At 64.5% G+C, this 21,365-nt stretch carries 21 protein-coding genes and 2 tRNA genes; 15 read left to right on the top strand and 8 right to left on the bottom strand.

The annotated features are described in order from the left end of the window. Positions 1-121 precede the first annotated feature (121 nt). From moaA to P0D71_RS34445, 5 genes are all read left to right on the top strand, one after another. Positions 122-1,231, top strand: a complete 1,110-nt coding sequence (gene moaA / locus P0D71_RS34465; protein ID WP_408483746.1) for a GTP 3',8-cyclase MoaA — start codon at positions 122-124, stop codon at positions 1,229-1,231. 10 nt (positions 1,232-1,241) lie between these two features. Then, the gene (gene mobA, locus P0D71_RS34460; RefSeq protein WP_408483745.1) at positions 1,242-1,856 is read left to right on the top strand and encodes a molybdenum cofactor guanylyltransferase MobA; all 615 of its coding nucleotides are present in this window, start codon (positions 1,242-1,244) and stop codon (positions 1,854-1,856) included. Between the two features lie 74 nt (positions 1,857-1,930). Continuing rightward, entirely contained in the window at positions 1,931-3,232 is a 1,302-nt protein-coding gene (moeA, locus tag P0D71_RS34455; RefSeq protein WP_408483750.1) for a molybdopterin molybdotransferase MoeA, read from the top strand. An 80-nt stretch (positions 3,233-3,312) separates the two neighbouring features. Continuing rightward, the gene (locus P0D71_RS34450; RefSeq protein ID WP_091792546.1) at positions 3,313-3,588 is read left to right on the top strand and encodes a hypothetical protein; all 276 of its coding nucleotides are present in this window, start codon (positions 3,313-3,315) and stop codon (positions 3,586-3,588) included. Then, positions 3,588-4,076, top strand: coding sequence for a GNAT family N-acetyltransferase (locus P0D71_RS34445; protein ID WP_408483744.1), 489 nt, complete (start codon positions 3,588-3,590; stop codon positions 4,074-4,076). The genes P0D71_RS34450 and P0D71_RS34445 overlap by 1 nt, the downstream gene beginning before the upstream one ends. A gap of 61 nt (positions 4,077-4,137) precedes the next feature. Here the strand turns inward: P0D71_RS34445 and P0D71_RS34440 are convergent, their stop codons facing one another. The 5 genes from P0D71_RS34440 to pncB all read right to left on the bottom strand — a co-directional run bounded on the left by P0D71_RS34440 (position 4,138) and on the right by pncB (position 10,130). Then, positions 4,138-5,586, bottom strand: a complete 1,449-nt coding sequence (locus P0D71_RS34440) for a DNA recombination protein RmuC (protein ID WP_408483743.1) — start codon at positions 5,584-5,586, stop codon at positions 4,138-4,140. Next, positions 5,583-6,572 (bottom strand): 2-hydroxyacid dehydrogenase, encoded by a 990-nt coding sequence (locus P0D71_RS34435; RefSeq protein WP_408483742.1) that lies wholly within the window; start codon positions 6,570-6,572, stop codon positions 5,583-5,585. Before P0D71_RS34435 ends, P0D71_RS34440 begins: the two co-directional genes overlap by 4 nt. Positions 6,573-6,614: 42 nt before the next feature. Further along, positions 6,615-8,045 carry a sodium:proton antiporter gene (locus tag P0D71_RS34430; RefSeq protein ID WP_408483741.1) on the bottom strand — a complete coding sequence of 477 codons (1,431 nt, stop codon included), beginning with the start codon at positions 8,043-8,045 and terminating at the stop codon, positions 6,615-6,617. 75 nt (positions 8,046-8,120) lie between these two features. After that, complete coding sequence (locus tag P0D71_RS34425; protein WP_091792541.1) at positions 8,121-8,783, bottom strand: LutC/YkgG family protein; 663 nt, start codon at positions 8,781-8,783, stop codon at positions 8,121-8,123. Positions 8,784-8,933: 150 nt separating this feature from the next. Beyond that, positions 8,934-10,130 carry a nicotinate phosphoribosyltransferase gene (gene pncB, locus P0D71_RS34420; protein WP_408185429.1) on the bottom strand — a complete coding sequence of 399 codons (1,197 nt, stop codon included), beginning with the start codon at positions 10,128-10,130 and terminating at the stop codon, positions 8,934-8,936. A 332-nt stretch (positions 10,131-10,462) separates the two neighbouring features. Here pncB and fdxA point away from each other — a divergent pair, with 332 nt between their 5' ends. The 8 genes from fdxA (at position 10,463) to P0D71_RS34380 (ending at position 15,601) form a co-directional block, all read left to right on the top strand. Further along, complete coding sequence (gene fdxA, locus P0D71_RS34415) at positions 10,463-10,786, top strand: ferredoxin FdxA (RefSeq protein WP_091792539.1); 324 nt, start codon at positions 10,463-10,465, stop codon at positions 10,784-10,786. Between the two features lie 128 nt (positions 10,787-10,914). Then, positions 10,915-10,990: transfer RNA gene (locus P0D71_RS34410), tRNA-Asn, on the top strand. A 62-nt stretch (positions 10,991-11,052) separates the two neighbouring features. Beyond that, a tRNA-Asn gene (locus P0D71_RS34405) sits at positions 11,053-11,128 on the top strand. A 223-nt stretch (positions 11,129-11,351) separates the two neighbouring features. Continuing rightward, positions 11,352-11,828, top strand: a complete 477-nt coding sequence (locus P0D71_RS34400; RefSeq protein ID WP_091792538.1) for a CreA family protein — start codon at positions 11,352-11,354, stop codon at positions 11,826-11,828. Positions 11,829-12,200: 372 nt separating this feature from the next. Next, entirely contained in the window at positions 12,201-13,031 is an 831-nt protein-coding gene (locus tag P0D71_RS34395) for a helix-turn-helix transcriptional regulator (protein ID WP_091792537.1), read from the top strand. Positions 13,032-13,467: 436 nt separating this feature from the next. Further along, positions 13,468-14,229, top strand: coding sequence for an AzlC family ABC transporter permease (locus tag P0D71_RS34390; protein WP_408186936.1), 762 nt, complete (start codon positions 13,468-13,470; stop codon positions 14,227-14,229). Then, positions 14,226-14,549, top strand: a complete 324-nt coding sequence (locus P0D71_RS34385) for an AzlD domain-containing protein (protein ID WP_091792535.1) — start codon at positions 14,226-14,228, stop codon at positions 14,547-14,549. Before P0D71_RS34390 ends, P0D71_RS34385 begins: the two co-directional genes overlap by 4 nt. A 284-nt stretch (positions 14,550-14,833) precedes the next feature. Next, the gene (locus P0D71_RS34380) at positions 14,834-15,601 is read left to right on the top strand and encodes a DUF4088 family protein (protein WP_091792534.1); all 768 of its coding nucleotides are present in this window, start codon (positions 14,834-14,836) and stop codon (positions 15,599-15,601) included. Positions 15,602-15,856: 255 nt separating this feature from the next. On the opposite strand, the gene P0D71_RS34375 is transcribed toward P0D71_RS34380, so the two are convergent. The 3 genes from P0D71_RS34375 to P0D71_RS34365 form a co-directional block, all read right to left on the bottom strand. Next, positions 15,857-17,983 (bottom strand): ATP-dependent helicase, encoded by a 2,127-nt coding sequence (locus P0D71_RS34375; RefSeq protein ID WP_408483740.1) that lies wholly within the window; start codon positions 17,981-17,983, stop codon positions 15,857-15,859. Between the two features lie 233 nt (positions 17,984-18,216). After that, positions 18,217-18,480: a hypothetical protein gene (locus P0D71_RS34370; protein ID WP_091792532.1), complete on the bottom strand. Its 264-nt coding sequence runs from the start codon at positions 18,478-18,480 to the stop codon at positions 18,217-18,219. Positions 18,481-18,598: 118 nt separating this feature from the next. Beyond that, positions 18,599-19,066, bottom strand: coding sequence for a hypothetical protein (locus P0D71_RS34365; protein ID WP_408353755.1), 468 nt, complete (start codon positions 19,064-19,066; stop codon positions 18,599-18,601). 317 nt (positions 19,067-19,383) lie between these two features. On the opposite strand from P0D71_RS34365, the gene P0D71_RS34360 reads away from it, so the two are divergent. Continuing rightward, positions 19,384-19,602 (top strand): RNA-binding S4 domain-containing protein, encoded by a 219-nt coding sequence (locus tag P0D71_RS34360; RefSeq protein WP_011489423.1) that lies wholly within the window; start codon positions 19,384-19,386, stop codon positions 19,600-19,602. A 279-nt stretch (positions 19,603-19,881) separates the two neighbouring features. After that, the gene (locus P0D71_RS34355; RefSeq protein WP_091792530.1) at positions 19,882-21,273 is read left to right on the top strand and encodes an MATE family efflux transporter; all 1,392 of its coding nucleotides are present in this window, start codon (positions 19,882-19,884) and stop codon (positions 21,271-21,273) included. The last annotated feature ends 92 nt before the right edge of the window (positions 21,274-21,365 follow it).

Raw genomic sequence — 21,365 nt, 5'->3', positions numbered from 1 at the left:
ACTGCCTTTTGAGGCATTTCCGATAGAATGAATATCTAGCTTTGATTTCAAGCACTAAGTTCAAGCACTAAGTTCAAGCACTGAGCAAAGCAAACACGCGAAGCAATTAAGCGAAGCAACCATGTCCCGACGCATCATCCCTGTTGCCGATTTCAGCGCTGTGCCGGTTATCAGCGGCCCCGTGCAGACGCCTAGCGGCGCGCTGCACGACAAGCTCGCGCGGCCGCTGCGCGACCTGCGCATTTCGGTCACGGATCGCTGCAATTTTCGGTGCGTCTACTGCATGCCGCGCGAGGTGTTCGACAAGGACTACACCTTTTTGCCGCACAGCGACCTGCTGAGCTTCGAGGAAATTGAACGGGTGGCGCGGATCTTCGTCGCGCACGGCGTCGAAAAAATCCGTCTGACGGGCGGCGAACCGTTGTTGCGCAAGAATCTCGAATTCCTGATCGAGCGGCTCGCGCAACTCACCACGCCGGCGGGCCGTCCGCTCGATCTGACGCTGACCACCAACGGTTCGCTGCTGGCGCGCAAGGCGCGCAGCCTGAGAGACGCCGGTTTGACCCGCGTCACGGTGAGTCTGGACGCGCTCGACGACACGCTGTTTCGCCGCATGAACGACGCCGACTTCGCCGTCGCGGACGTGCTGGACGGCATTGCCGCCGCGCATGCGGTGGGGCTCGCGCCGGTCAAGGTGAACATGGTGGTCAAACGCGGCACGAACGATAGTGAAATCGTGCCGATGGCGCGTCATTTCAAAGGCTCGGGCGCAGTGCTGCGCTTTATCGAATACATGGACGTCGGCACGTCGAACGGTTGGAACATGACCGAAGTGCTGCCGTCCGCCGACGTGGTCACCCGCATCGCCGAGCACTTCCCGCTCGCGCCGCTCGAAGCGCACAGCGCCGCCGAGACCGCGCAGCGCTGGGGTTATGCGGACGGCAGCGGCGAAATCGGCGTGATTTCGAGCGTGACCCGGGCGTTTTGCGGCAGTTGCACGCGAGCGCGTCTGTCGACCGAAGGCAAGCTCTATCTGTGCCTGTTCGCGTCGTCGGGGCACGACCTGCGCGCGCTGGTGCGCAACGGCGCGAGCGACGCCGGTATCGCCACCGCCATCGCCGAAATCTGGCAAGGCCGCGGCGACCGGTATTCGCAGCTGCGCGGCAGCAACCCGGCCGATTCAGGCGCGCGCGACGGCCGTCGGGTCGAAATGTCGTACATCGGCGGCTGAGCGGCGGCGCATGAGACCGACGCGCGAACACATCACCGGCCTGTTGCTCGCGGGCGGACGCGCCACACGCATGGGCGGCGCCGACAAGGGGCTGCAAACGCTGCACGGCGAGCCGCTCGCCAGCCATGTGCTCAAGCGCCTCGCACCGCAAACCGGCGCGTTGCTCATCAGCGCCAATCGGCATGCCGAAGCTTACGCCGCACTCGGTGCGCCGTACGGCGCCACGGTCGTGGCCGATACGCTGGCCGGATTTCCGGGCCCGCTGGCAGGTCTGCTCGCGGGCTTGCGAGCAGCGGGAACCGGCTATGTGCTCAGCGCACCCTGCGACTCGCCGTGGCTGCCCGCCGACCTCGCCGAGCGTCTTGCGCGCGCGCTCGACTCGAACGGCGCCGATATCGCCACGGTCGCCACCTCCGACGCGCACGGTCAGTTGTCCCTGCACCCCGTTTTCGCACTGTTGCGCACGGGCCTCGCGGACGATCTGGCGGCCTTTCTGGAAGCCGGCGAGCGCAAAGTCCGCGCGTGGTACGCGCGCCACAAGACGGAGGAAGTCGTCTTTACCGACGAGCGCGCGTTTTACAATATCAATTCGCTACAAGAACTCGCCGACCTCGAACGTGATTGAGGCCCCGGTTGAAATCCCGCTCCGGCCGCACGGCAACTGCCGCTGCCGCCTCCGGTCGCGACGTCCCGCTCTTCATGACCACGCCTAACGAATTCTCCCGCTGCGTCGCGCAGTACGATCCTCACGCGCTACCCGTGTCAGCCGCTCAGGCGATTGTTCGCCAGTGGGCCGCACCGGTCACGGCTACTGAACGCGTGCCCCTGCGCGATGCGCTCGACCGCGTGCTCGCGGCGGATATCGTGTCGCCAATCGACGTGCCTTCGCACGACAACTCCGCCATGGACGGCTACGCGTTCAAGAGCGCGGTACTCGCCACCGGCGGCGCCACCGTCGAGTTGACGGTGGCCGGCAAAGCGCTCGCCGGGCATCCGTTCACGGGCCGCGTCGAAACCACACAATGCGTGCGCATCATGACCGGCGCCTGCATGCCGGCCGACTGCGACACGGTCGTGCCGCAGGAGCTGGTCGAGCGCGACGCCGACTCGGGTTCGATCCGCTTCGCCGCCAACGCCGTGGCGGCCGGCGCGAACCGGCGTCTCGCCGGCGAAGATCTCGCGCGCGGCCACGCCGCACTGCGCTCGGGCCGTATCATGCGCGCGTCGGACCTTGGTTTGCTGGCCTCGCTCGGCATCGGCGAAATCAATGTCAAGCGGCGCTTGCGCGTGGCCTTCTTCTCCACCGGCGACGAATTGCGCTCGCTCGGCGAGCCGCTCGACGCGGGCTGCGTGTACGACAGCAATCGCTACACGCTGTTCGCCATGCTGCGGCGCCTGAACATCGACACGCTCGATCTCGGCGTGGTGCGCGACGAGCCCGCCGCGATGGAAGCCGCCTTGCGCAGCGCGGCGGCGAGCGCCGACGTGGTGCTCACCTCGGGCGGGGTTTCGGTCGGCGAGGCCGATTTCACCAAACAACTGCTGCAAACTTTCGGCGACGTCGCCTTCTGGAGTCTCGCCATGCGGCCGGGCCGGCCGCTCGCCTTCGGCCGCGTCTGGTCCGGCGAGCGACCCGGGCTCGGGCTTCCCGCGTTATTCTTCGGTTTGCCGGGCAATCCGGTCGCCGTGATGGTGACCTTCTATCAGATCGTGCGCGAGGCGCTGCTGCTGATGTCGGGCGCAACACCGCAACCGTTGCCGTTCATTCACGCCCTGAGCCGCAAAGCCATCCGCAAGCGCGCCGGCCGCACCGAGTTCCAGCGCGGCGTAGCCGAACAGGACGCGCACGGACAATGGCATGTCACGCCAACCGGCTCACAAAGTTCCGGCGTGCTGAGTTCGATGAGCGAAGCCAATTGCTTCATCGTGCTCGGGCACGATGAGGGCGAGATTGCGCAAGGGGAGCGCGTCGCGATCATGCTGTTCGACGGCCTCATCTAACGCCCGGCTCACGCCTCGCTCTCGCCAGCGGCCATTCATAGCTTTACCCATTACCACTACGACACACGGGTTTGACTTACATGAAAAAACAGATTTCGTTCATTGCACCAGGACAGACAGCCAAAGCACTGATCCTCGTGTACCTGACGTTTTCGGTACCGATCGTGCTGCTGGGCGTACTGGTGGCGTTCGTGCGCTATGGTTCGGTGGAACTGAGCACGGTGTTCAGCGCGCTGCTGCTGAATGCGATTCTCGGCTTCGTCCTGCTATGGATCGCCTGCCATGCCTACAACTGGGTTGCGTCGCGCTTCGGCGGAATTGAAATCCAACTGACCGACGCCCCGGAAGAAGCGTAATGCCCGCGACGATCCGCGCCGCCACGCCTGCCGACACCAGCGCGATCTTCGCGCTGACGTACGAGCTCGCGGAATTCGAAAGCCTCACGCACGTCTTCGTCGCAACCGAAGAGGGCTTGCGCGACGCGCTGTTCGGCGCGCGGCCTTCCATTGAAGCGCTGGTAGCGGAGAGCGAAGGACGCATCGTCGGCTATGCGCTGTTCTTCCACAATTACTCGAGTTTCGTCGGCAAGCGCGGACTATATCTCGAAGACGTCTACGTACAACCCTCGCAACGCGGCAGCGGTCTGGGCACCGCGTTGATTCAACGCCTCGCCGCCCTGGCGGTGGAACGGCAATGCGCGCGCTTCGAATGGACCGTGCTCGACTGGAACCGGCAGGCCATCAGCTTCTATGAAAAGATGGGCGCGACCGTCATGCCCGACTGGCGCGTGGTGCGCCTGACAGGTGACGCGCTTGAACAGCTGGCGGCAAGCGCGCGTGCCTGAGTGATTGGCGGGCGGAGCTTCACGCCGGGTTCCGCCACACCTAACCGTTAGCCCCGTACCCTCATTGCTCTTCGGGATCCACACCCGAGAGCGCATCGCCGAGCAACCCGCTTGCCTCCTCGCCCGGTAATGCCTCGACATCGCGCAGTCTGCGGCTCATGACACGCGTGCGCGTTTCCGCCGCTTCGATAGAACGCGTGACGGTTTCCAGTTGCGACTTTGTCTTCGCCAGCACGTCACCGAATTTGCCGAACTCCGTTTTCACCGCGCCGAGCACCTGCCACACCTCGCTCGACCGCTTTTCGATAGCGAGCGTGCGAAAACCCATCTGCAGACTGTTAAGCAATGCGGTCAGCGTAGTCGGACCGGCGATCGTCACGCGATAGTCGCGTTGCAGCAGGTCCGTCAGGCCCGGCCGGCGCAACACCTCCGCGTACAGGCCTTCGGTCGGCAGGAACAGCAACGCGAAATCCGTGGTGTGTGGCGGCGACACGTATTTCTCCGCAATCGTGCGGGCCTCGGCGCGAATCCGCGCTTCGAGCGCGCGGGAGGCTTCTTCCACCGCGACCGGATCGGCGCGCTCCTGCGCTTCGATCAGACGCTCGTAGTCTTCACGCGGAAACTTGGCGTCGATGGGCAGCCAGACCGGCGTGGCCACGCCGCCCTGCTCCGCGCGCCCGGGCAACTTGATCGCAAACTCGACGCGCTCCGTGCTTCTCGGCACCGTCGCGATGTTCTTCGCATACTGGTCGGCGGTGAGCAGTTGCTCCAGTAACGCTTCCAGCTGCACTTCGCCCCACGTGCCGCGTGTCTTCACATTGGTGAGCACTTTCTTCAAGTCGCCGACACCGGCCGCCAGCGTCTGCATCTCGCCCAGTCCGCGATGCACCTGCTCGAGCCGGTCGGATACCAGCTTGAACGATTCACCCAGACGCTGTTCGAGCGTGGCGTGAAGCTTTTCGTCGACGGTGCGGCGCATTTCCTCGAGCTTGACCGAGTTGTTCGCCTCGATATCCTTCAGCCGCTGTTCGATGGTTGCGCGCACCTCGGCGAAACGGCGATCGTTCGCCTCCGTGAGTTGCCCCAGTTGCAGGCTCAGCGTGTCGCCGAACTGCTTGAGCGAGCGGCCCTGCTCGTCGCGCGCCTGCTGGGCCTGCGCCTGCAGACTGTGACGCACGGCGTCGAGCTGCTGGGCGAACCCGTCGATCTTGCCGCCCTGCACCGTCGTCATACTGCTGAACTGCGCCGCCAGCGTCTGCTGAAAGTGCGCGAAGCCGCTGCTCTGTTCGGTACGCGACACCCGCGCGGTCTCGGTGATGTCATTGCGCAGTTGCCGTTCGAGACGCTCGTAGGCGTGTGCTTGCGCGTCGGTCGAGGCGTCCAGCCGCTCGTTGAGCAGTTCGAACTGCTCGCTCTCTTGCGCGCGGCTGTGGCCTCGCATCAGAAGGGCCAGCGCAATGACCAATGCGACCGCCAGCACTGCGACGGCCGCCACCAGAATCATTGTCATGAACGCGCCTTGCCGATGACTTCGGGATTGATCGGATTCGGCGGCCGGCCCGCGCGCGGGCCTTCGCCCAGGCCCGCGATCAGATTGTCCGCGGCGAGATTCGCCATGGCGCGGCGCGTGGCTTCGGTCGCGCTGGCAATGTGCGGCGTCAGCACGACATTCGGCACGCTCAGCAAGTCCTGGTTCAGATTCGGCTCGCCTTCGAACACGTCGAGACCGGCGGCGGCGATCTGCTTCGAGCGCAAGGCCTCGACGAGCGCCGCGTCGTCGACAATGCCGCCGCGCGCGATGTTGGTGAGCGTCGCGGTCGGCTTCATCAGCGCGAGTTCGGCGGCGCCGATCGTGTGATGGTTATCCTTCGTGTACGGAAGGACGAGCACGACGTGATCGGCACGCCGCAACAGGTCCTCTTTCGACGCGTATTCCGCGTTCAGCTCGGCTTCTATCTCCGGCGCGACGCGCGAACGATTGTGATAGATCACCTGCATGTTGAAGCCCTTTGCACGACGCGCCAGCGCCTGGCCGATGCGGCCCATGCCGATCACGCCGAGCGTCGAGCCATACAGGTCGCTGCCGAGAAAACCGTCATACGCCCACTTCTGCCATTTGCCCGCGCGCAGCCAGTGCTCCGATTCGGCGATACGGCGCGCCGCCGCCATCATCAGGGCCCAGCCGAAGTCCGCCGTCGACTCGTTCAACACGTCCGGCGTATTGGTGCCGAGCACATTGGCCGCGGTGAAGGCGGCCATGTCGAAATTGTTGTAGCCCACCGCCATGTTCGACACCACGCGCAGACGCGGCGCCGCCGCGAGTACGCCCGCGCCGACCGGATCGCCCGCGGTGAGCGCGCCGTCCTTGTCCGCGAGACGACGCGTCAGTTCGTCGGCGGACAATACGTCGCCCTGATTCCAGTCGACGTCGAAATACTGTTTGAGCCGTTCGATCACGTCAGGAAAGATTGGACGGGCGACGAGGATCTTCTGCATTGCAATTCTCCGTATAGCGCGTCGAGTTCGATTGCCTCGGCGTCAGAAAAAAAGCCAGCCGGTCACGAGGAACAACGGCAGCAACACCGCCGCGGACCAGCCCAGATACGCGAAAAAACCCGGCATGCGCACGCCGCGCGATTCCGCGATTGCCTTCACCATGAAGTTCGGCGCATTGCCGATATACGTGTTCGCACCCATGAACACCGCGCCAGCCGAGATCGCCGCGAGCGTGGTGGCGCCGGTGGTCATGAGCGTCTGCGCGTTGCCGCCGGCCAGGTTGAAGAACACGAGGTAGGTCGGCGCATTGTCGAGAAACGAAGATAGCAGCCCGGTCATCCAGAAGTACATCAAATCGTGCGGCTGGCCCGATGCGTCGTTGACCAGATGGACGATGCCGGCAAAGGCGCCCGCCTCGCCGGCACGCAGGATCGTCATGACCGGCGCGATCGTCACGAAGATGCCGGCGAACAGCTTGGCCACCTCTTCGATCGGCGCCCAGTTGAAGTCGTTGCCCGCGCGCGCCGTACGCGGCGTGAGCACCAATGAAAGCAACGTGACGCCGAGCAGCGCGGCATCGCGCACGGCATTCTGCAGCGCGAGGTGCGTGCCGAACACGTCGAACTCCACGCCCGGCTTCCACAGCCCGCTCATCAGCACGAGCCCGACTACCGCGGCGAGAAGCACGAAATTGATCTTGCCGTCGATGCCGAGCAGCGGCGAGTCAGGCGTGGGATCGAGAAAGCGCGAGCGCTCTTCCTCACGCCGATGAAAGTAGTACGAGTCGAGCGCATAGAACCCGATCAGCAGCACGCCGCAAATGAACAGCATGGGCAGCATCAGATGCGTGGTGGTCCAGAAAAAGCTCACGCCCTGCAAAAAGCCGAGAAAGAGCGGCGGGTCGCCCAGCGGCGAGAGCGAGCCGCCCGCGTTCGCCACGAGGAAGATGAAGAACACGACTACATGAACCACGTGCTTGCGATTGTCGTTGGCGCGCAGTAATGGACGGATCAGCAGCATGGCCGCGCCGGTCGTGCCCATGATGCTGGCCAGCAACGTGCCTAGCGCGAGAATTCCGGTGTTCAGACGCGGCGTGCCATGCAGATTGCCGCGCACGCAGATGCCGCCCGCCACGGTGTACAACGCCGTTAGCAGCACAATGAACGGAATGTATTCTTCGAGCAACGCATGCACGAGCGTGCCGAACGCGACACCGGTACCGAAGGTGAGCGCGAACGGTACGAGGAACGCGAGCGCCCAGGCAGCCGCGATCTTGCCGAAATGGTGATGCCAGAACGCCGGCGCGATCAGCGGAAATACCGCGATCGACAGCAGCACGCCTGCGAATGGCAGCGCCCACAGCGCCGACAAAGTGGCGCCATCGAGCGTAGCGGCAGACGCCAGTTGCGGCCAGCCGGCCAGCGCCAATGCAGCCGCGAACCCCATGCCCGTCCAGACGGCACGTCCTTTCATAGCGTTGAAATCCTTGTTATTGCCGGCAGCCGCGCGTGGGCACATGCGCCACGTGGCGCGGGCCGCGCTTGCCGTTCAGGCGCCCTGCACCACGATCACATGCACGCGGTATGGCCCATGCGCGCCGAGGACGATGGTCTGCTCGATATCCCCGGTGCGTGAAGGCCCGGAAACGAAATTGACCGCGCGTGGAAGTTCGCCGCGTTCTTTGCGGATCAGACCGAACGCCTCTTCATGACCCGAGACGATGCGTGAAGCCGGCACGATGGCAATATGCGTTTCAGGCAGCAGACCAGCGGACGCATAAGTTTCCGGTCCCGACAGCAACACGAGCGTGCCGGTCTCGGCGGTCGCGCAGAAGCAGCCGGTCAGGCCGACCACGTCGCCGTCTTGCGGCTTGCGGAATTCGACGGTGAGGCCGGCTTCGGCCCACTGCAGATCCTGCAGCGTTTGCCAGGCGATAGCCTGCAACGGCAACGCATGTTGTGTGAGGTAGCGATGCGCCGCGGCCGGCACGTCGCTCAGTGCCTGAACCGATTCGACGGTGGTCGCCATCTTCCGGGCCTGTTCGACGAAGCGCGCAACGAGGTCGGCCGGCATCTCCGGACGCGGCCCGGCAGGATGGCGCGCCAGGTAGTCCGCCGCCGCCTCGCGCTCGGCAGCGGACGGCTCCGGCTCGCGCCCTTGCGCCGCGCGGATGCGCGCCAGTATGTTGCGTCGGGCAATCGATGTATCCATGTGCGAAATCCTCGTGTCGACAGCCGTTCGGGATGGCGGGAATTATACCGGCCGCCCCGCGCGCGGCCACCCTGGCCAAACGGGATATTGCCGCGTATCGCACACGCGGCTTACGCTATAGCCCACTGCAATAGCCGGCTGCGAGCCGCGTTACTTCGCCGCCTCTTCCTCGGGCTGCGCAATGCCGAACACCTGGCGCAGGTAAGCGAGGTAAGCCTTGTCTTCGCACATGTTCTTGCCCGGCGAGTCCGACAGTTTCGCCACCGGCTGGCCGTTGCAGCGAACCATTTTGATGACGATCTGCAGCGGGTTATAGCCGAGGTCGTTGGTCAGATTCGTGCCCACGCCGAACGCCAGCTTGCAGCGGCCGCGGAAGCGCTCATAGAGCTGCAGCACTTTAGGAATGTCGAGGGCGTCGGAAAATACGAGGATCTTGGTGCGCGGATCGCAGCGATTCGCTTCGTAGTGCTTGAGCAGACGTTCGCCCCACTCGAACGGATCGCCCGAATCATGGCGCGCGCCGTCGAACAGCTTGCAGAAATACATGTCGAAGTCGCGCAGGAACGCCTCCATGCCGTACACGTCGGAGAGCGCGATACCCAGGTCGCCGCGGTATTCCTTGGCCCACATTTCGAAGCCGAAGATCTGCGAGTCGCGCAGCCGCGGGCCGAGCGCCTGGCACGCCTGCAGATATTCATGCGCCATCGTGCCGAGCGGCGTGAGACCGTGCTTCATTGCGTAGAAGACGTTGCTGGTGCCGGCGAACTGCTCGCCGAGGCCCTCTTTGAGCTTGAGGATCACTTCCTCGTGCCATTGCTTCGAGAAGCGGCGGCGCGTGCCGTAGTCGGCGATCTTGCAGTCGGCGAATTCCGGACGCGCGCCGAGCAATTGGATCTTGTCGACGAGGCGGCCGCGCCCTTCGCTGTAGTCCGGCTTTTGCTGCGTATTGCGGAAGTAGACCTCGTTGACGATCGCGAGCATCGGAATCTCGAACAGGATCGTATGCAGCCACGGTCCCTTGATCTCGATGTCGATTTCGCCATTGCCCTTCGGCGAAGGTTCGATCGAAATGTATTTTTCGTTCAGATGGAACAGCGCGAGAAACTCGATGAAGTCGCCCTTGATGAAGCGCATGCGGCGCAGGTAGTCGAGTTCGTCGTCGGTAAAGCGAAGCTGGCAGAGCTTGCGCACTTCCTCGCGAATCTCGCCGATATACGGAACGAGATCGACATTAGGCGTACGGCAACGGAAGCGATATTCCACGTTCGCCGCGGGAAAGTGATGCAACACCACTTGCATCATCGTGAACTTGTACAGATCGGTGTCGAGCAGCGAAGTAATAATCATGATGGTGCGAACTGGACTGCAGGAAAAACGGAAGGCCCGACACGAAAGGCCCGACTCAACCATGCGCATACGGCACGCCCCGTGCGCACCGACCTGACGCATGTTACCCGAATGCCGCCGGATTCCGCGCGCCGCCGGGCGCTCGCACCGCACGCCCGAACAAGGTCTTCACGGTGAGCGCCGCGAAGCAGGTGGCCTTCAGCGCGCCATAAACTAATCACGAAAACGTATAAAAGGCATGGTGCGATGCTGCATGCGCCTCTTGACGTTACGATACAATAGCGCTTTTGGCGTTTGCGCCTCCCCAGATACCGCATGCAGGAGCTGCCTGAATGACTCACGTTGTGACCGAAAGCTGCATCAAGTGCCGCTATACCGACTGTGTCGATGTGTGCCCGGTGGACTGCTTTCGCGAAGGTCCCAACTTCCTCGCGATCGACCCCGATGAATGCATCGACTGCGCTGTGTGCGTAGCCGAATGCCCGGTGAACGCCATCTATGCCGAAGAAGACGTGCCGGGCGACCAGCAGAATTTCATCGAGCTGAATGCCGATCTCGCGAAAAGCTGGCCGAGCATCACCAAGACCAAAGCACCGCTGCCCGAAGCCGACGAGTTCAAGGACGTAAAGGAAAAGCTCGAGCTGCTCGTACGTTGAGTCTCGCGGCACGTCACGCAGCACGTCACATACGCAGCGGACTTCGAATGAAATCGAGATGAACGCAGGGTATTGACAGCCGCTTAAGCTCCTCCTACAATTTCGTTTCTCTGCTGTTGTTGTTCTGTTCCTCGATAGCTCAGTCGGTAGAGCGCCGGACTGTTAATCCGTAGGTCCCTGGTTCGAGCCCAGGTCGAGGAGCCAAGAATTGCAAAAGCCCGTTAACCAAGACGGGCTTTTTTATGTAGATCAAGCTGTACTGTTGTTCCTCGATAGCTCAGTCGGTAGAGCGCCGGACTGTTAATCCGTAGGTCCCTGGTTCGAGCCCAGGTCGAGGAGCCAAAAATTTTGAAAGGCCCGCATTCGTGCGGGCCTTTTCTTTTTCCGCGTCACATTGCTGCACGCCCGATCACAGCCCCGGATCGATGCTCTCGCCGCAATCCCGAACATGGCGGACGCTGTCCGCACTCGCCTGCAAAAGCCCGATGATCGGCTCGCCGTTATACGATGGCGGTTTGCGGCATGCATCCCGCGCCTGCCCAGGCGCTCAATTTCTGGCGATCCCATGAAACCCACTTTGTTGCGCATCGCGCTCGCGGCGACCGCCGCGCTGCTGCTGCCTTCGGCACACAGCGAAGAAGTCGGCAGCGTCAATACCAACTTCCACGTCACGGGTTCCGACCGTGTGGTCGTAGAAGCCTATGACGATCCCGTGGTTCAGGGCGTGACCTGCTACGTATCGCGGGCGCGTACGGGTGGTGTCAAGGGGACGCTCGGCATCGCGGAAGATCCCACGGAGGCTTCGATCGCTTGCCGTCAGGTCGGCGAAATTCACTTCACGGGTCCTGTGAAGAAACAGGCCGACGTGTTTTCGGTGAGCATGTCGCTCATCTTCAAGTCGCTGCATGTAGTGCGGGTCGTCGACGCGAAACGCAACTCGCTGGTGTATCTCACCTACAGCGACCGGGTCGTCAGCGGTAGCGCGAAGAACAGCGTAAGTGCCGTGCCGATGCCGGCCGGCACGACGATCCCGCTCAAGTAAGCGCCCCGCCCTACGGAAAAACGCAGCCGGCCGATGCGATGGCGTGAATCGGTGGCATCAGGCGGTGGCAGGAAACTGTGGCACGACGCGCCGGCGTCAGTCAGTGGCCAAAAGCTGCGGCTTCCGGCAGCGACGAGAAGCTTGAGCACAAAGCGACGGCAGGCGTCTGCGGCTAAAAGATACCGGAGGAAACTAGCCGCCTCCCGCGGCGGCGAGAGGCGGCAGCACGAAACGTGCGACATCCAGCACCGGCGGAAAGCTACCGCACGAACCGGGCATCCCGCCGCCCGGAAGCACCGGCACGAGCCCCCGGCCGATGAAGCGCCGCCAGTCACGACGCGCTACACTGACCGGTCCTGCCGGACCCTCATCATGACCACCGCCCATCGTTTCCAGGATTCCGCCCGCTACTGGCGCACGCCGCTTCTGCCCGGCGCGGACCTGCTCACGGCCGAATATCACGATCACGAGTTCACGCCGCATTGGCACGACGCGTACACGATTCCGGTGATCGTCGCGGGCGCCGAGGGTTATCGGTACCTCGGTTCCGACTACGTGGCCGAAGCCGGCAGCGTGCCGATCATCAATCCCGGCGAGTTGCACACCGGCTCGAAGGCGGTCGAGGCAGGCTGGCGGTATCGCGTGATGTATGCGCCGGTGGATTTCATCCATTCGCTCGCCAATGAAGTCAGTGGCAAACCGCAGACGTTGCCGTGGTTTGCGCCCGGCGTGATCCGCGATCCTGATCTGGCTAAGCGACTCGCGCACGCGCATCGCCTGCTGGAGGCCGGCGACGACGCGCTTGCCGCCGAGGCCGCCATGCTCGACGCGTTGTCCACGCTGCTGGTGCGCTATTCGCAAACGCGCCCGGCGCGCGCCCGCCTCGCCACCGACGACACACGCGTGGCGCTCATGCAGGAGTGCCTGACGGGCGACCTCGCCGAACCCGTCACACTCGCCGAAGTCGCTCAGGCGGCGGGGCTTTCGCCGTTCCACGCGGCACGTCTTTTCACTCAAACGACCGGCTTGCCGCCGCATGCATGGCGCAATCAGGTGCGCTTGCAGCGCGCGCTCGCGCCATTGCGCGCCGGCGTATCGGTCACGGATGTCGCCGCCGCCAGCGGCTTCACCGACCAGAGCCATTTCACGCGGCATTTCCGGCGGATGTTCGGCGTGCCGCCCGGACGCTGGCAAGGCGTCTGACAGGGCGTGGGTGTTGGCGTGGGTGTTGGCGTGGGTGTTGGCGGGACACTGGCGTTGGAGGCGAGCAGCGCGTCCGGCGGCCTCAAAGAGTCCAGCCGCTAAAGACAGCCTTAGCGCGAACGTTGCCGGCGACCTTTACCGCTGTTCCGGGCGCTCTAACCGCCAGAGACAACGCTAGCGCGAACGTTGCTAGCGACCTGTGCACGCCCGCTGCCTGGGACGCCCCGGCCGCCGGCGTCATCCCAGCACGAAATTTGCTGCCAACCTTTGCGCGCACCGCCGCGTCGCTCATTCCGGCCGCACGACACGCCCCGGCGCGCAAGCCACCAACCAACGACATCGCCACGCGTCAGCGCATCGAGTCACGCCCAGCCGCAAGAACGTACAAGCCCCGCTGGCCAGCCCCCGCTAAGCTTCCCGATTCAAGGAGGCAAGATTGACCCATTCCACCGCAGGCCAGCCCACAAGCCATGGCCATCTAAAAGAGTTCACCGCCGGCGCGCGCGACATCATTCCGATGATGGTCGGCGCGGCGCCTTTCGGCGTCATTTTCGGCACGCTCGTCGCATCCGGTCCGCTGCACCTCTGGCACGGGCAGTTGATGTCGCTCGTCGTGTTCGCCGGCTCCGCGCAGTTCATCGCACTCGGCCTGATCGCGGGTCACGCGAGTTTCGCCGTGATCTGGGCGACTACGCTGGTGGTCAACTTGCGTCACGTGCTGTACAGCGCCACGCTCGCACCGCACGTCGCGCATCTGTCGGCGCGCTGGCGCTGGGCGCTCGGCGCGCTGCTCACGGACGAAGTCTTCGCCGTCGCGTGGGAGCATTACCGGCACCGGGAGCCCGGCACGGTCGGCCCGCACTACTTCTTCGGCGCGGGTCTCGCCATGTACCTGAACTGGCAGATCTGGACCGTCGCCGGCCTGTTGTTCGGGGCGGCGTTTCCGGGATTGCAATCGCTCGGCCTCGATTTCGCAATGGTCGCCACCTTTATCGCGATCGTCGTGCCGCAACTCGTCGCGTTGCGCTATATCGCGGCCGCAGTGACCGCGGGCACGCTGGCCTTCTTCTGGCAGGCGTGGCCGTACAAGCTCGGGCTGCTCGGCGCGGTATTCGCGGGCGTGGCGATCGGCGTCCTGCTGTCGACCTCGCGCCCCAACCTGCGCGGCACGGGCAAAACCGCGGAGGCGTCCCGATGAACTACGTCGTTCTGATTCTCGGCATGGCGGCCATCACGTGGGTGATCCGCGCCGCGGTCTTCGTGCTCGGCGACCGGCTCGTGTTTCCGCCGCTTGTGCGCACCGCCCTCGGCTTCGTGCCGGTCACCGTGCTGACCGCGATCATCGTGCCGATGGCGGTTTCGCCGCACGGCAGCAATGCCGAACTGACCTGGCGCAATCCGCAACTCGTCGGTGCGCTGGCCGCGGTGCTCGTCAGCGCAGTCACACGTCGGCCGCTTCTGACCATTGCGGTCGGCCTGGCGGTGTTTTTTGTCTGGCAATGTATTGTGCTGAAATAGGTGCATGCCGCCTTCATGGCGGCATCCCGGTCGTCCGGCTTGCGACACGCAAGCGCATGCCGGGCGACGCTTCCCTCTAAAGCGGGCGCACCCGTCCCGCACGCCCTTAAGTTTCCCCCCGATCCGCCGTTATGCAGTCGAGGTCCGCTCGTCGGGATACGTCCCGCTGGTTACGCGGCAACAGGCAGGAATCAAGCGCGCCGGCATCGAACGTCGCGTCTCCCAAGGCCCGCGCGGCCGGGTGGCGCGGCGAAGCCGCGCGGCAGGACCAAACGGGATAACTCATGGGTCAAATCACCCTCACGCTCAAAGACGAGACCATTGCGACACTGCGCAAGGATTTCGACGCTTTTCTGCGGGTATCGCTGAAGCTCGATCCGCAGTTCGCGACGCCGTCGTTTGAGGATTTTTTGCGCGCCAAGCTGCTCGACAATATGGTGCCGCTGACCGAACACGCGGTTCAGCGGATGTTGCAGGGCGGCCAGTACGCTTGGGCCAAACGAACGCTCGACAAGGAGTTTCCGGACGTCGTCGCAATCCTGATGCGGCAGGCGGGCGAATTCGGCTTCGGTTTCGCGGCCCGCTCGGAATGGACGCCGGAAGAACTCGCCAAGCAATGCCGCGACTGGGCGGCGGCGATCGTCAAGGAAGCGGAAGGCGACGCCACGCTGGTCGACCCGCTCGCGGCGCAGATCAAGAGCGCGGCGCAGGACATTCAGGCGCTCGAGGAAGTCATGCAGACACCGGCCTGGAGGCTGGTGGAATCGCTGCGCCAGCGCGTCTATGAGGCCAAGGTGGCGTGCGAAACTAGCGTGGGGAGCACCGCGCGCGAGAAGCTCGGCGAACTGCGCGGGCTTCTGCGGCTGGGCATCTCGCACGGCTCGTTCCAGAAACAGGAAGCGCAGCAGATCATGGAATTCCTGCGTTTGCTCAAGCCGGAGATTTTCGTCGAAGAGCCGTACGACGTGTTCTCGCGCATGGCGGCCTGGCTGCGCAACTTCTTCGTGCCGCCGCGTCCGGCCCCGCAGCAACAACAACGGCAGTCGCGCTGAAGATCGAAGCCTTCAGAAACGAGCGCCGACTCACTGGCAGCCAACCTATCTGGTCGAAGCGCCGCGTGTCTTGCAGAACGACTCCGGCGCGCGTGCCCCGGGGGCGGGCCGCGACCCGCAGCCGCCGAAAAAACGTCATCTCCAATAGCGCGCCTCGCCAAAGGGCCTTTTTTCTCGCGCGGGCGCCCGGCGTCAAGCGGCATCAATCGTGTCACGGCAGGCGCCGCGCCCGTAACGGCGGCACCCACCGCACTCTCAATCCCACATCTTCCTGAGTTTCGCCGCGATCTCGATCTTCGCCTGCGCGGCGGCGGCCAGCCCGGCCGCCGTGGGCGCGCTCGGAACCGGCACCCGCGGCCACGCATAGGCGTCGAACAGCGGCATGAGATGCGCGGGAATGAAGCGCGTACGCGACGCCCACACGTGACGATCACCCATATGCGTCTGGTTGTGCACGTAAAAGCGCTGCGGCACGACGATATGCAGATCCTCTTTCGCGCGCGTCATCGCCACGTAAAGCAGGCGGCGCTCCTCGTCGATTTCCTCTTCGCTGCCGGTGCCGAGGTCGGACGGAATGCAGCCGTCCACACCGTTCAGCACGAACACGTTGCGCCACTCCTGCCCCTTCGCGGAATGAATCGTGGAGAGGATCAGGTAGTCTTCGTCGAGCAACGGCACGCCGGATTCGTCGCTGGTGGCGTCGGGCGGATCGAGCGTCAGTTCGGTCAGAAAGCGTTCACGCGACGCATACGTGCCCGCGATGCTCTCCATCTGCAACACGTCCGCATGACGGATCGCGGCGTCCTCGTGGTTGCGCTCGAGATGCGGCTCGTACCACCGGCGCACCATCTCGAACTCGGCGGGCCACGGCGTCTGGCGGCCGTACACGCTCGACATCAGCTTGACGAACGGATGCCAGTCTTCCTGCGCGCGAGCCGGCGCGGCGAAGGCCGCCAATGCGCCACCGGCGGTGTCGGCGGGATTGCCGCTGCCCGCGCGCGCGACGATCTCGTCGAGCACCTTCGCAGCCGTGGCCGGCCCAACGCCCGGCAGCAGCTGCACGACGCGAAAGCCGGCGACGCGGTCGCGCGGATTTTCCGCCCAGCGCAGCACGGCGAGCACGTCTTTCACGTGCACCGAATCGAGAAACTTCAAGCCGCCGAATTTCACGAATGGGATGTTGCGCCGGGTCAGTTCGATCTCCAGCGCGGCGCTGTGATGCGCGGCGCGAAACAGCACCGCCTGTGATTTGAGCTTCATGCCTTGCTCGCGCGCCTCGAGCACCTGTTCGACGATGTAGCGCGCCTGATCGGCCTCGTCGGCGACGCTCACGAGGCGCGGGCGCTGCGCCGACGCCTTGTCGGTCCAGAGATTCTTCGTGTAGCGCTCGCTGGCCAGTTCGATCACCGCGTTCGACGCCGCCAGAATCGGCGCGGTCGACCGGTAATTGCGCTCCAGCGTGACCTGTTTGGCCGGCGGGTCGAAATGCGCGGGGAAATCGAGAATGTTGCGCACGGTCGCGCCGCGAAACGAATAGATGGACTGGGCGTCGTCGCCGACCACGGTCAGGCCGCGGCCGTCCGGCTTCAATGCGAGCAGGATGGACGCCTGCAGACGGTTGGTGTCCTGATATTCGTCCACCAGCACGTGATCGAAGCGCGCCGACAGGTCGGCGGCGATGACCGGCTCGGCCGCCATGTGCGACCAGTAAAGCAGCAGGTCGTCGTAGTCGAGCACGCTCTGCTTCTGTTTGGCCTCGACATAAGCCGCGAACAGCCTGCGCAAATCGGCTTCCCATTCACGGCACCAGGGGAACGCACTGTCGAGCACCTGGCCGAGCGACGCGCCGGTGTTCACAACGCGCGAGTAGATGGCAAAGCACGTGCCCTTGGCCGGGAAACGCCGCTCTTTCGCCGACAAACCGAGCTCGTGGCGCACCAGATTCATCAGGTCGGCGGAATCTTCGCGGTCGTTGATCGTAAAGGCCGGCGCGAGGCCGATCAGGTCCGCGTACTCGCGCAACAGCCGCGCGCCCACGCTATGGAACGTGCCCGACCATGTCAGCCCTTGCGCGAGCGCGGCTCGCGTGCCGAGCGCCGCGCCGGCGATGCGCGTGACGCGCCGGGTCATTTCGAGCGCAGCGCGACGCGAAAACGTTAGCAGCAGGATGCGGCGCGGATCGGCGCCGTTCACCACCAGATTGGCGACCCGGTGAGCGAGAGTGTTGGTCTTGCCGGAGCCGGCGCCCGCGATCACCAGCAATGCGCCGGGCGGCGCGGTAGGCGTGTCGGCGCCGTACTCGACGGCTTCGCGCTGCGCGTCGTTGAGCTTTGCCAGCCAGGCGGCGGTATCGAACGACGGGGATTCGGCGACGGAGAGCACGATCGGTTTGGACGTTAGGTGGATTCAGTACGGCGACGCATACTGTATATCCATACAACCCTCGTCGACAAGCGACCCTTTTTTCGACCGCGCCCCGGGCGGCCGGCATCCCGCCGCATGACAATTGCGCGCATGAAAAAATGGCCCGTGGCGTGGAAGCGCACGGGCCATTTCTTTGAAAGCGCAACGCGGAGACGTTCACACGTCGTCGCGAGGCCAGCTATCAAGCCGGGCTACTGCGTCTTCGCGTCCTTCACATTGGCGTCGGCCTTGGCCTTATCGGCGTCGGCCTGAGCGTCGGTTTTCTTCTTGTCCGCCTTGGCTTGCGCGACGGACGCTTTCTTATCCGCCTTCGACTGCTCCTTGGCCGCCTTCTTGTCGGCATGGGTAACCGGCGCCGCAGCCGGATCGCTTGCCTGCGCGAAGGCAACCGACGACAGGCAACCCGCGATCAACGCGGCCGAAATTCTGGACTTCATGGACAGAGTGATATTCATGCGATACCTCCGTGAAACGAGATGCCTGGACCTTGCGATCCTTCAAACGCGATCGGTCAAGCCGGCGGCGCTGGCAACCTATGCCGCCCCGCCACCGCCTTGACGCTCAGCCTCGGTCTTAGTGCTTGACGTCGGCGCCGTCCGCCTGAACGCCCGCCTGGCCCTGCATGTCCATCTTCATTTCATTGTTGGCGGCCTGTTTATCCGCCTTCTGGTTGATCTTGGCGCCGCGCACCTCTTCCTTGTACTGCGCCTTGGCGGCCTTCTGCTGGTCCTTCAGCTCGGCCTTGGATGCCTTTTTCGACGCGCGATATTCAGCGTTGGCCTTCGCATTGGCATCGCGCTTCTGCACCAGCGGGTCGGTCGAACCCGACGCCGTCAGGCGTGCCGGGGGCGGTGTGACCGGCTGCACGCCCTGCGCGGCGGGCGCAGCGGGCGCAACGCCGGCGCCTTGCATCTGGACTTGCGGCTGGCCGTTGACACCCTCGGCCGGTTGCGCAGTCTGCGCAACGGCTGCGGTGGCCGCGAACGCGGTCACGGCGGCGGTCAGGGCGGTATTGATCAGAAGCGTTCGAATTTGGGTCATGACTAATCCTCTCTAAAGTTGTTGTGACGCGGGCGACCTGTCCGGCGTTACGCATTCTCGAGCCGCTTTGCAAGCTTGCTCTGCGTTCCTCGCCCGGTCTGCTCGCTGCCAGATCAATCCAGCAGGCTTTACCACTGACCTGCACTTTACGAGTGAAGTTCGTGTCTTACGAACGGTGTTACGCAACGTTTCACTTTCTGACAATCGCATAACATCTGCTTGCAGATGCTCACGCAGAGTCGGCGCACACCTTGAACTTCATCCAGGGCAAGCTTCTGGCTTATGATGCGAACCCCTTGCCTGAAGGCGCAAACGCCATGCCCAACCTAGATTTCACCCTCACCGGCGACTACGTCGAACTGCATAATCTGCTGAAGATAACGGGGCTTGCGGACAGTGGCGGCTCGGCAAAAATGATGGTGGCGGACGGTGCTGTCACCGTAGACGGCCGGGTCGAGACGCGTAAAACCTGCAAAATCCGCGCGGGCCAGGTCGTCTTGCTCGGCGACACGCGGATTGCGGTTCACGAAGCCTGACGCAACGCCCCGCCGCTCTGCGGTTTCCGAAAACTCGGAGGAGGCGCGCGCACCAAAATCGTGCCGTCTCCATCGACAGCGCCGCGCCTAAGCAATAAGCTGTCAGTTTCGACAGACAAACAATCGGCTGACACGCCGGCTGGCGGTTGCTTCGTGCGCTTGTTTCGTACGATTGCCTCGTGCGTTCACCAAGGCCCGCCGAACCGCTGCCCTCGCCACCGCCCGCGCGACTACCGCGCCCGCCGTCGCGCTGTCGCCACTTCCGCTGCCAAGCGCTCCATGACTCAATCCGGCTTCACCCGGGTGGCCGCCCGGCCGCCGACCCTGACCCGCCACGCGGCGGACACTGCCCGCCTCGCCGCGCCGCTCGCCATTGCGCAGCTCTCGCAAATGGCCATGGGCGTGACCGACACGATCCTGCTCGGCTCGCTCGGCCCGGACGCGCTCGCGGCCGGCGGCCTCGGCGCGAACCTGTTTTTCGTGGTGGTCACGCTGCTGCAAGGCGTGCTGACCTCCGTCAGCGTGAGCGTGTCGCACGCGCGCGGCGCAGAGGACGAGGGCCGCGTGCCGCACATCTACTGGACCGGTTTCGTGCTGTCCGTGCTGCTGTCGGTGCCGGCGTTCTTCCTGCTCTCGTTCGCCACGCCGATCCTGCTCGCTTTCGGCGAACCCGCGCTGCTCGCGCACAACGTCGGTGAGTACGCGGCGGTGCTGCGCTGGGGGTCGCTCGGCAGCCTGATCGGCGTCGGCCTGATGCGCTCGTTCCTGCCGGCCATCGGCGCGGCCAAACGGCTGTTGTGGGTGTCGCTCGCGAGCGTCGGCGTGAACGGTTTTCTCAACTATGGGCTGATTCACGGCGCCTATGGTTTGCCGCGGCTCGGCTTTCTCGGATCGGCGGCCGCGACTTCCATCACCGTCTGGCTGAGCGCGCTCGTGCTGATGGCGCTGTTGCATTTGCGGCCGCGCTACCGGCACTTCGTCGTCGCCACCCGGCCGAACGTGCCGTTGATGGGCGAACTGTTCGGCATCGGCTGGCCGGTCGCGATCACCTATGGTGTCGAATCGACGCTCTTTCTCGCCACCGGCCTGATGGTCGGGCTGCTCGGCGAGTCGCAACTGGCCGCGCATCAGATCGCGCTGAACGTCGCCTCGGTGGCCTTCATGGTGCCGCTCGCGATCGGCCAGGCGGCCAACGTGCGAGTTGGCTTCTGGTCCGGCGCCGGCCAGCCGCTCGCCGCGCGCCATGCGGGCTTTGTCGCGCTGGCGCTCGGCGTCGCCTTCATGACGCTGTCGGGGCTCGTGCTGATCGCCGCGCCGCACTGGATCGTCGGCCTCTATCTGCATCTCGACGACCCGGCCAACGCGGCCACGGTCGCGCTCGCGAGTTCGCTGCTCGGCGTGGCGGCGATCTTCCAGATCGTCGACGGCATGCAGACGGTCGGTTCCGGCTGTCTGCGCGGCCTGAAAGACACCCGTGTACCCATGATCGCCGCCGCGTTCGGTTACTGGGTGATCGGTTTCCCGACCGGCTACACGCTGGCGTTTCACTTCGGTCTCGGCGCGCGCGGCTTGTGGTGGGGACTCGCCGCCGGTCTCGCGAGCGTCGCGCTGCTAATGACGCTGCGCTTTCACAAACTGAGCCTGCGGCGCGTGCCGGCCAATCCCGTTTGAACGACGCCCGACTGGTTGCACGCGCAACCACCGGCGCACGGGAAATTCGCCGCGAACGGTAAAATACCGTGTTCCGGCGCATGGACGCGCAC

Origin of the sequence: Paraburkholderia sp. RL17-383-BIF-A, assembly GCF_046028015.1 — a bacterium.
Classification (GTDB): Bacteria; Pseudomonadota; Gammaproteobacteria; order Burkholderiales; family Burkholderiaceae; genus Paraburkholderia.
Note: the sequence above shows the minus strand (reverse complement) of the source record. Positions and strands in the feature narration are given on the sequence as shown.

Excerpts from the sequence above, each read along its gene's own strand:
- moaA (WP_408483746.1), top strand. The coding sequence starts at position 122 with ATGTCCCGACGCATCATCCCTGTTGCCGATTTCAGCGCTGTGCCGGTT.
- mobA (WP_408483745.1), top strand. The coding sequence starts at position 1,242 with ATGAGACCGACGCGCGAACACATCACCGGCCTGTTGCTCGCGGGCGGA.
- moeA (WP_408483750.1), top strand. The coding sequence starts at position 1,931 with ATGACCACGCCTAACGAATTCTCCCGCTGCGTCGCGCAGTACGATCCT.
- P0D71_RS34450 (WP_091792546.1), top strand. The coding sequence starts at position 3,313 with ATGAAAAAACAGATTTCGTTCATTGCACCAGGACAGACAGCCAAAGCA.
- P0D71_RS34445 (WP_408483744.1), top strand. The coding sequence starts at position 3,588 with ATGCCCGCGACGATCCGCGCCGCCACGCCTGCCGACACCAGCGCGATC.
- P0D71_RS34440 (WP_408483743.1), bottom strand. The coding sequence starts at position 5,586 with ATGACAATGATTCTGGTGGCGGCCGTCGCAGTGCTGGCGGTCGCATTG.
- P0D71_RS34435 (WP_408483742.1), bottom strand. The coding sequence starts at position 6,572 with ATGCAGAAGATCCTCGTCGCCCGTCCAATCTTTCCTGACGTGATCGAA.
- P0D71_RS34430 (WP_408483741.1), bottom strand. The coding sequence starts at position 8,045 with ATGAAAGGACGTGCCGTCTGGACGGGCATGGGGTTCGCGGCTGCATTG.
- P0D71_RS34425 (WP_091792541.1), bottom strand. The coding sequence starts at position 8,783 with ATGGATACATCGATTGCCCGACGCAACATACTGGCGCGCATCCGCGCG.
- pncB (WP_408185429.1), bottom strand. The coding sequence starts at position 10,130 with ATGATTATTACTTCGCTGCTCGACACCGATCTGTACAAGTTCACGATG.
- fdxA (WP_091792539.1), top strand. The coding sequence starts at position 10,463 with ATGACTCACGTTGTGACCGAAAGCTGCATCAAGTGCCGCTATACCGAC.
- P0D71_RS34400 (WP_091792538.1), top strand. The coding sequence starts at position 11,352 with ATGAAACCCACTTTGTTGCGCATCGCGCTCGCGGCGACCGCCGCGCTG.
- P0D71_RS34395 (WP_091792537.1), top strand. The coding sequence starts at position 12,201 with ATGACCACCGCCCATCGTTTCCAGGATTCCGCCCGCTACTGGCGCACG.
- P0D71_RS34385 (WP_091792535.1), top strand. The coding sequence starts at position 14,226 with ATGAACTACGTCGTTCTGATTCTCGGCATGGCGGCCATCACGTGGGTG.
- P0D71_RS34380 (WP_091792534.1), top strand. The coding sequence starts at position 14,834 with ATGGGTCAAATCACCCTCACGCTCAAAGACGAGACCATTGCGACACTG.
- P0D71_RS34370 (WP_091792532.1), bottom strand. The coding sequence starts at position 18,480 with ATGAATATCACTCTGTCCATGAAGTCCAGAATTTCGGCCGCGTTGATC.
- P0D71_RS34365 (WP_408353755.1), bottom strand. The coding sequence starts at position 19,066 with ATGACCCAAATTCGAACGCTTCTGATCAATACCGCCCTGACCGCCGCC.
- P0D71_RS34360 (WP_011489423.1), top strand. The coding sequence starts at position 19,384 with ATGCCCAACCTAGATTTCACCCTCACCGGCGACTACGTCGAACTGCAT.
- P0D71_RS34355 (WP_091792530.1), top strand. The coding sequence starts at position 19,882 with ATGACTCAATCCGGCTTCACCCGGGTGGCCGCCCGGCCGCCGACCCTG.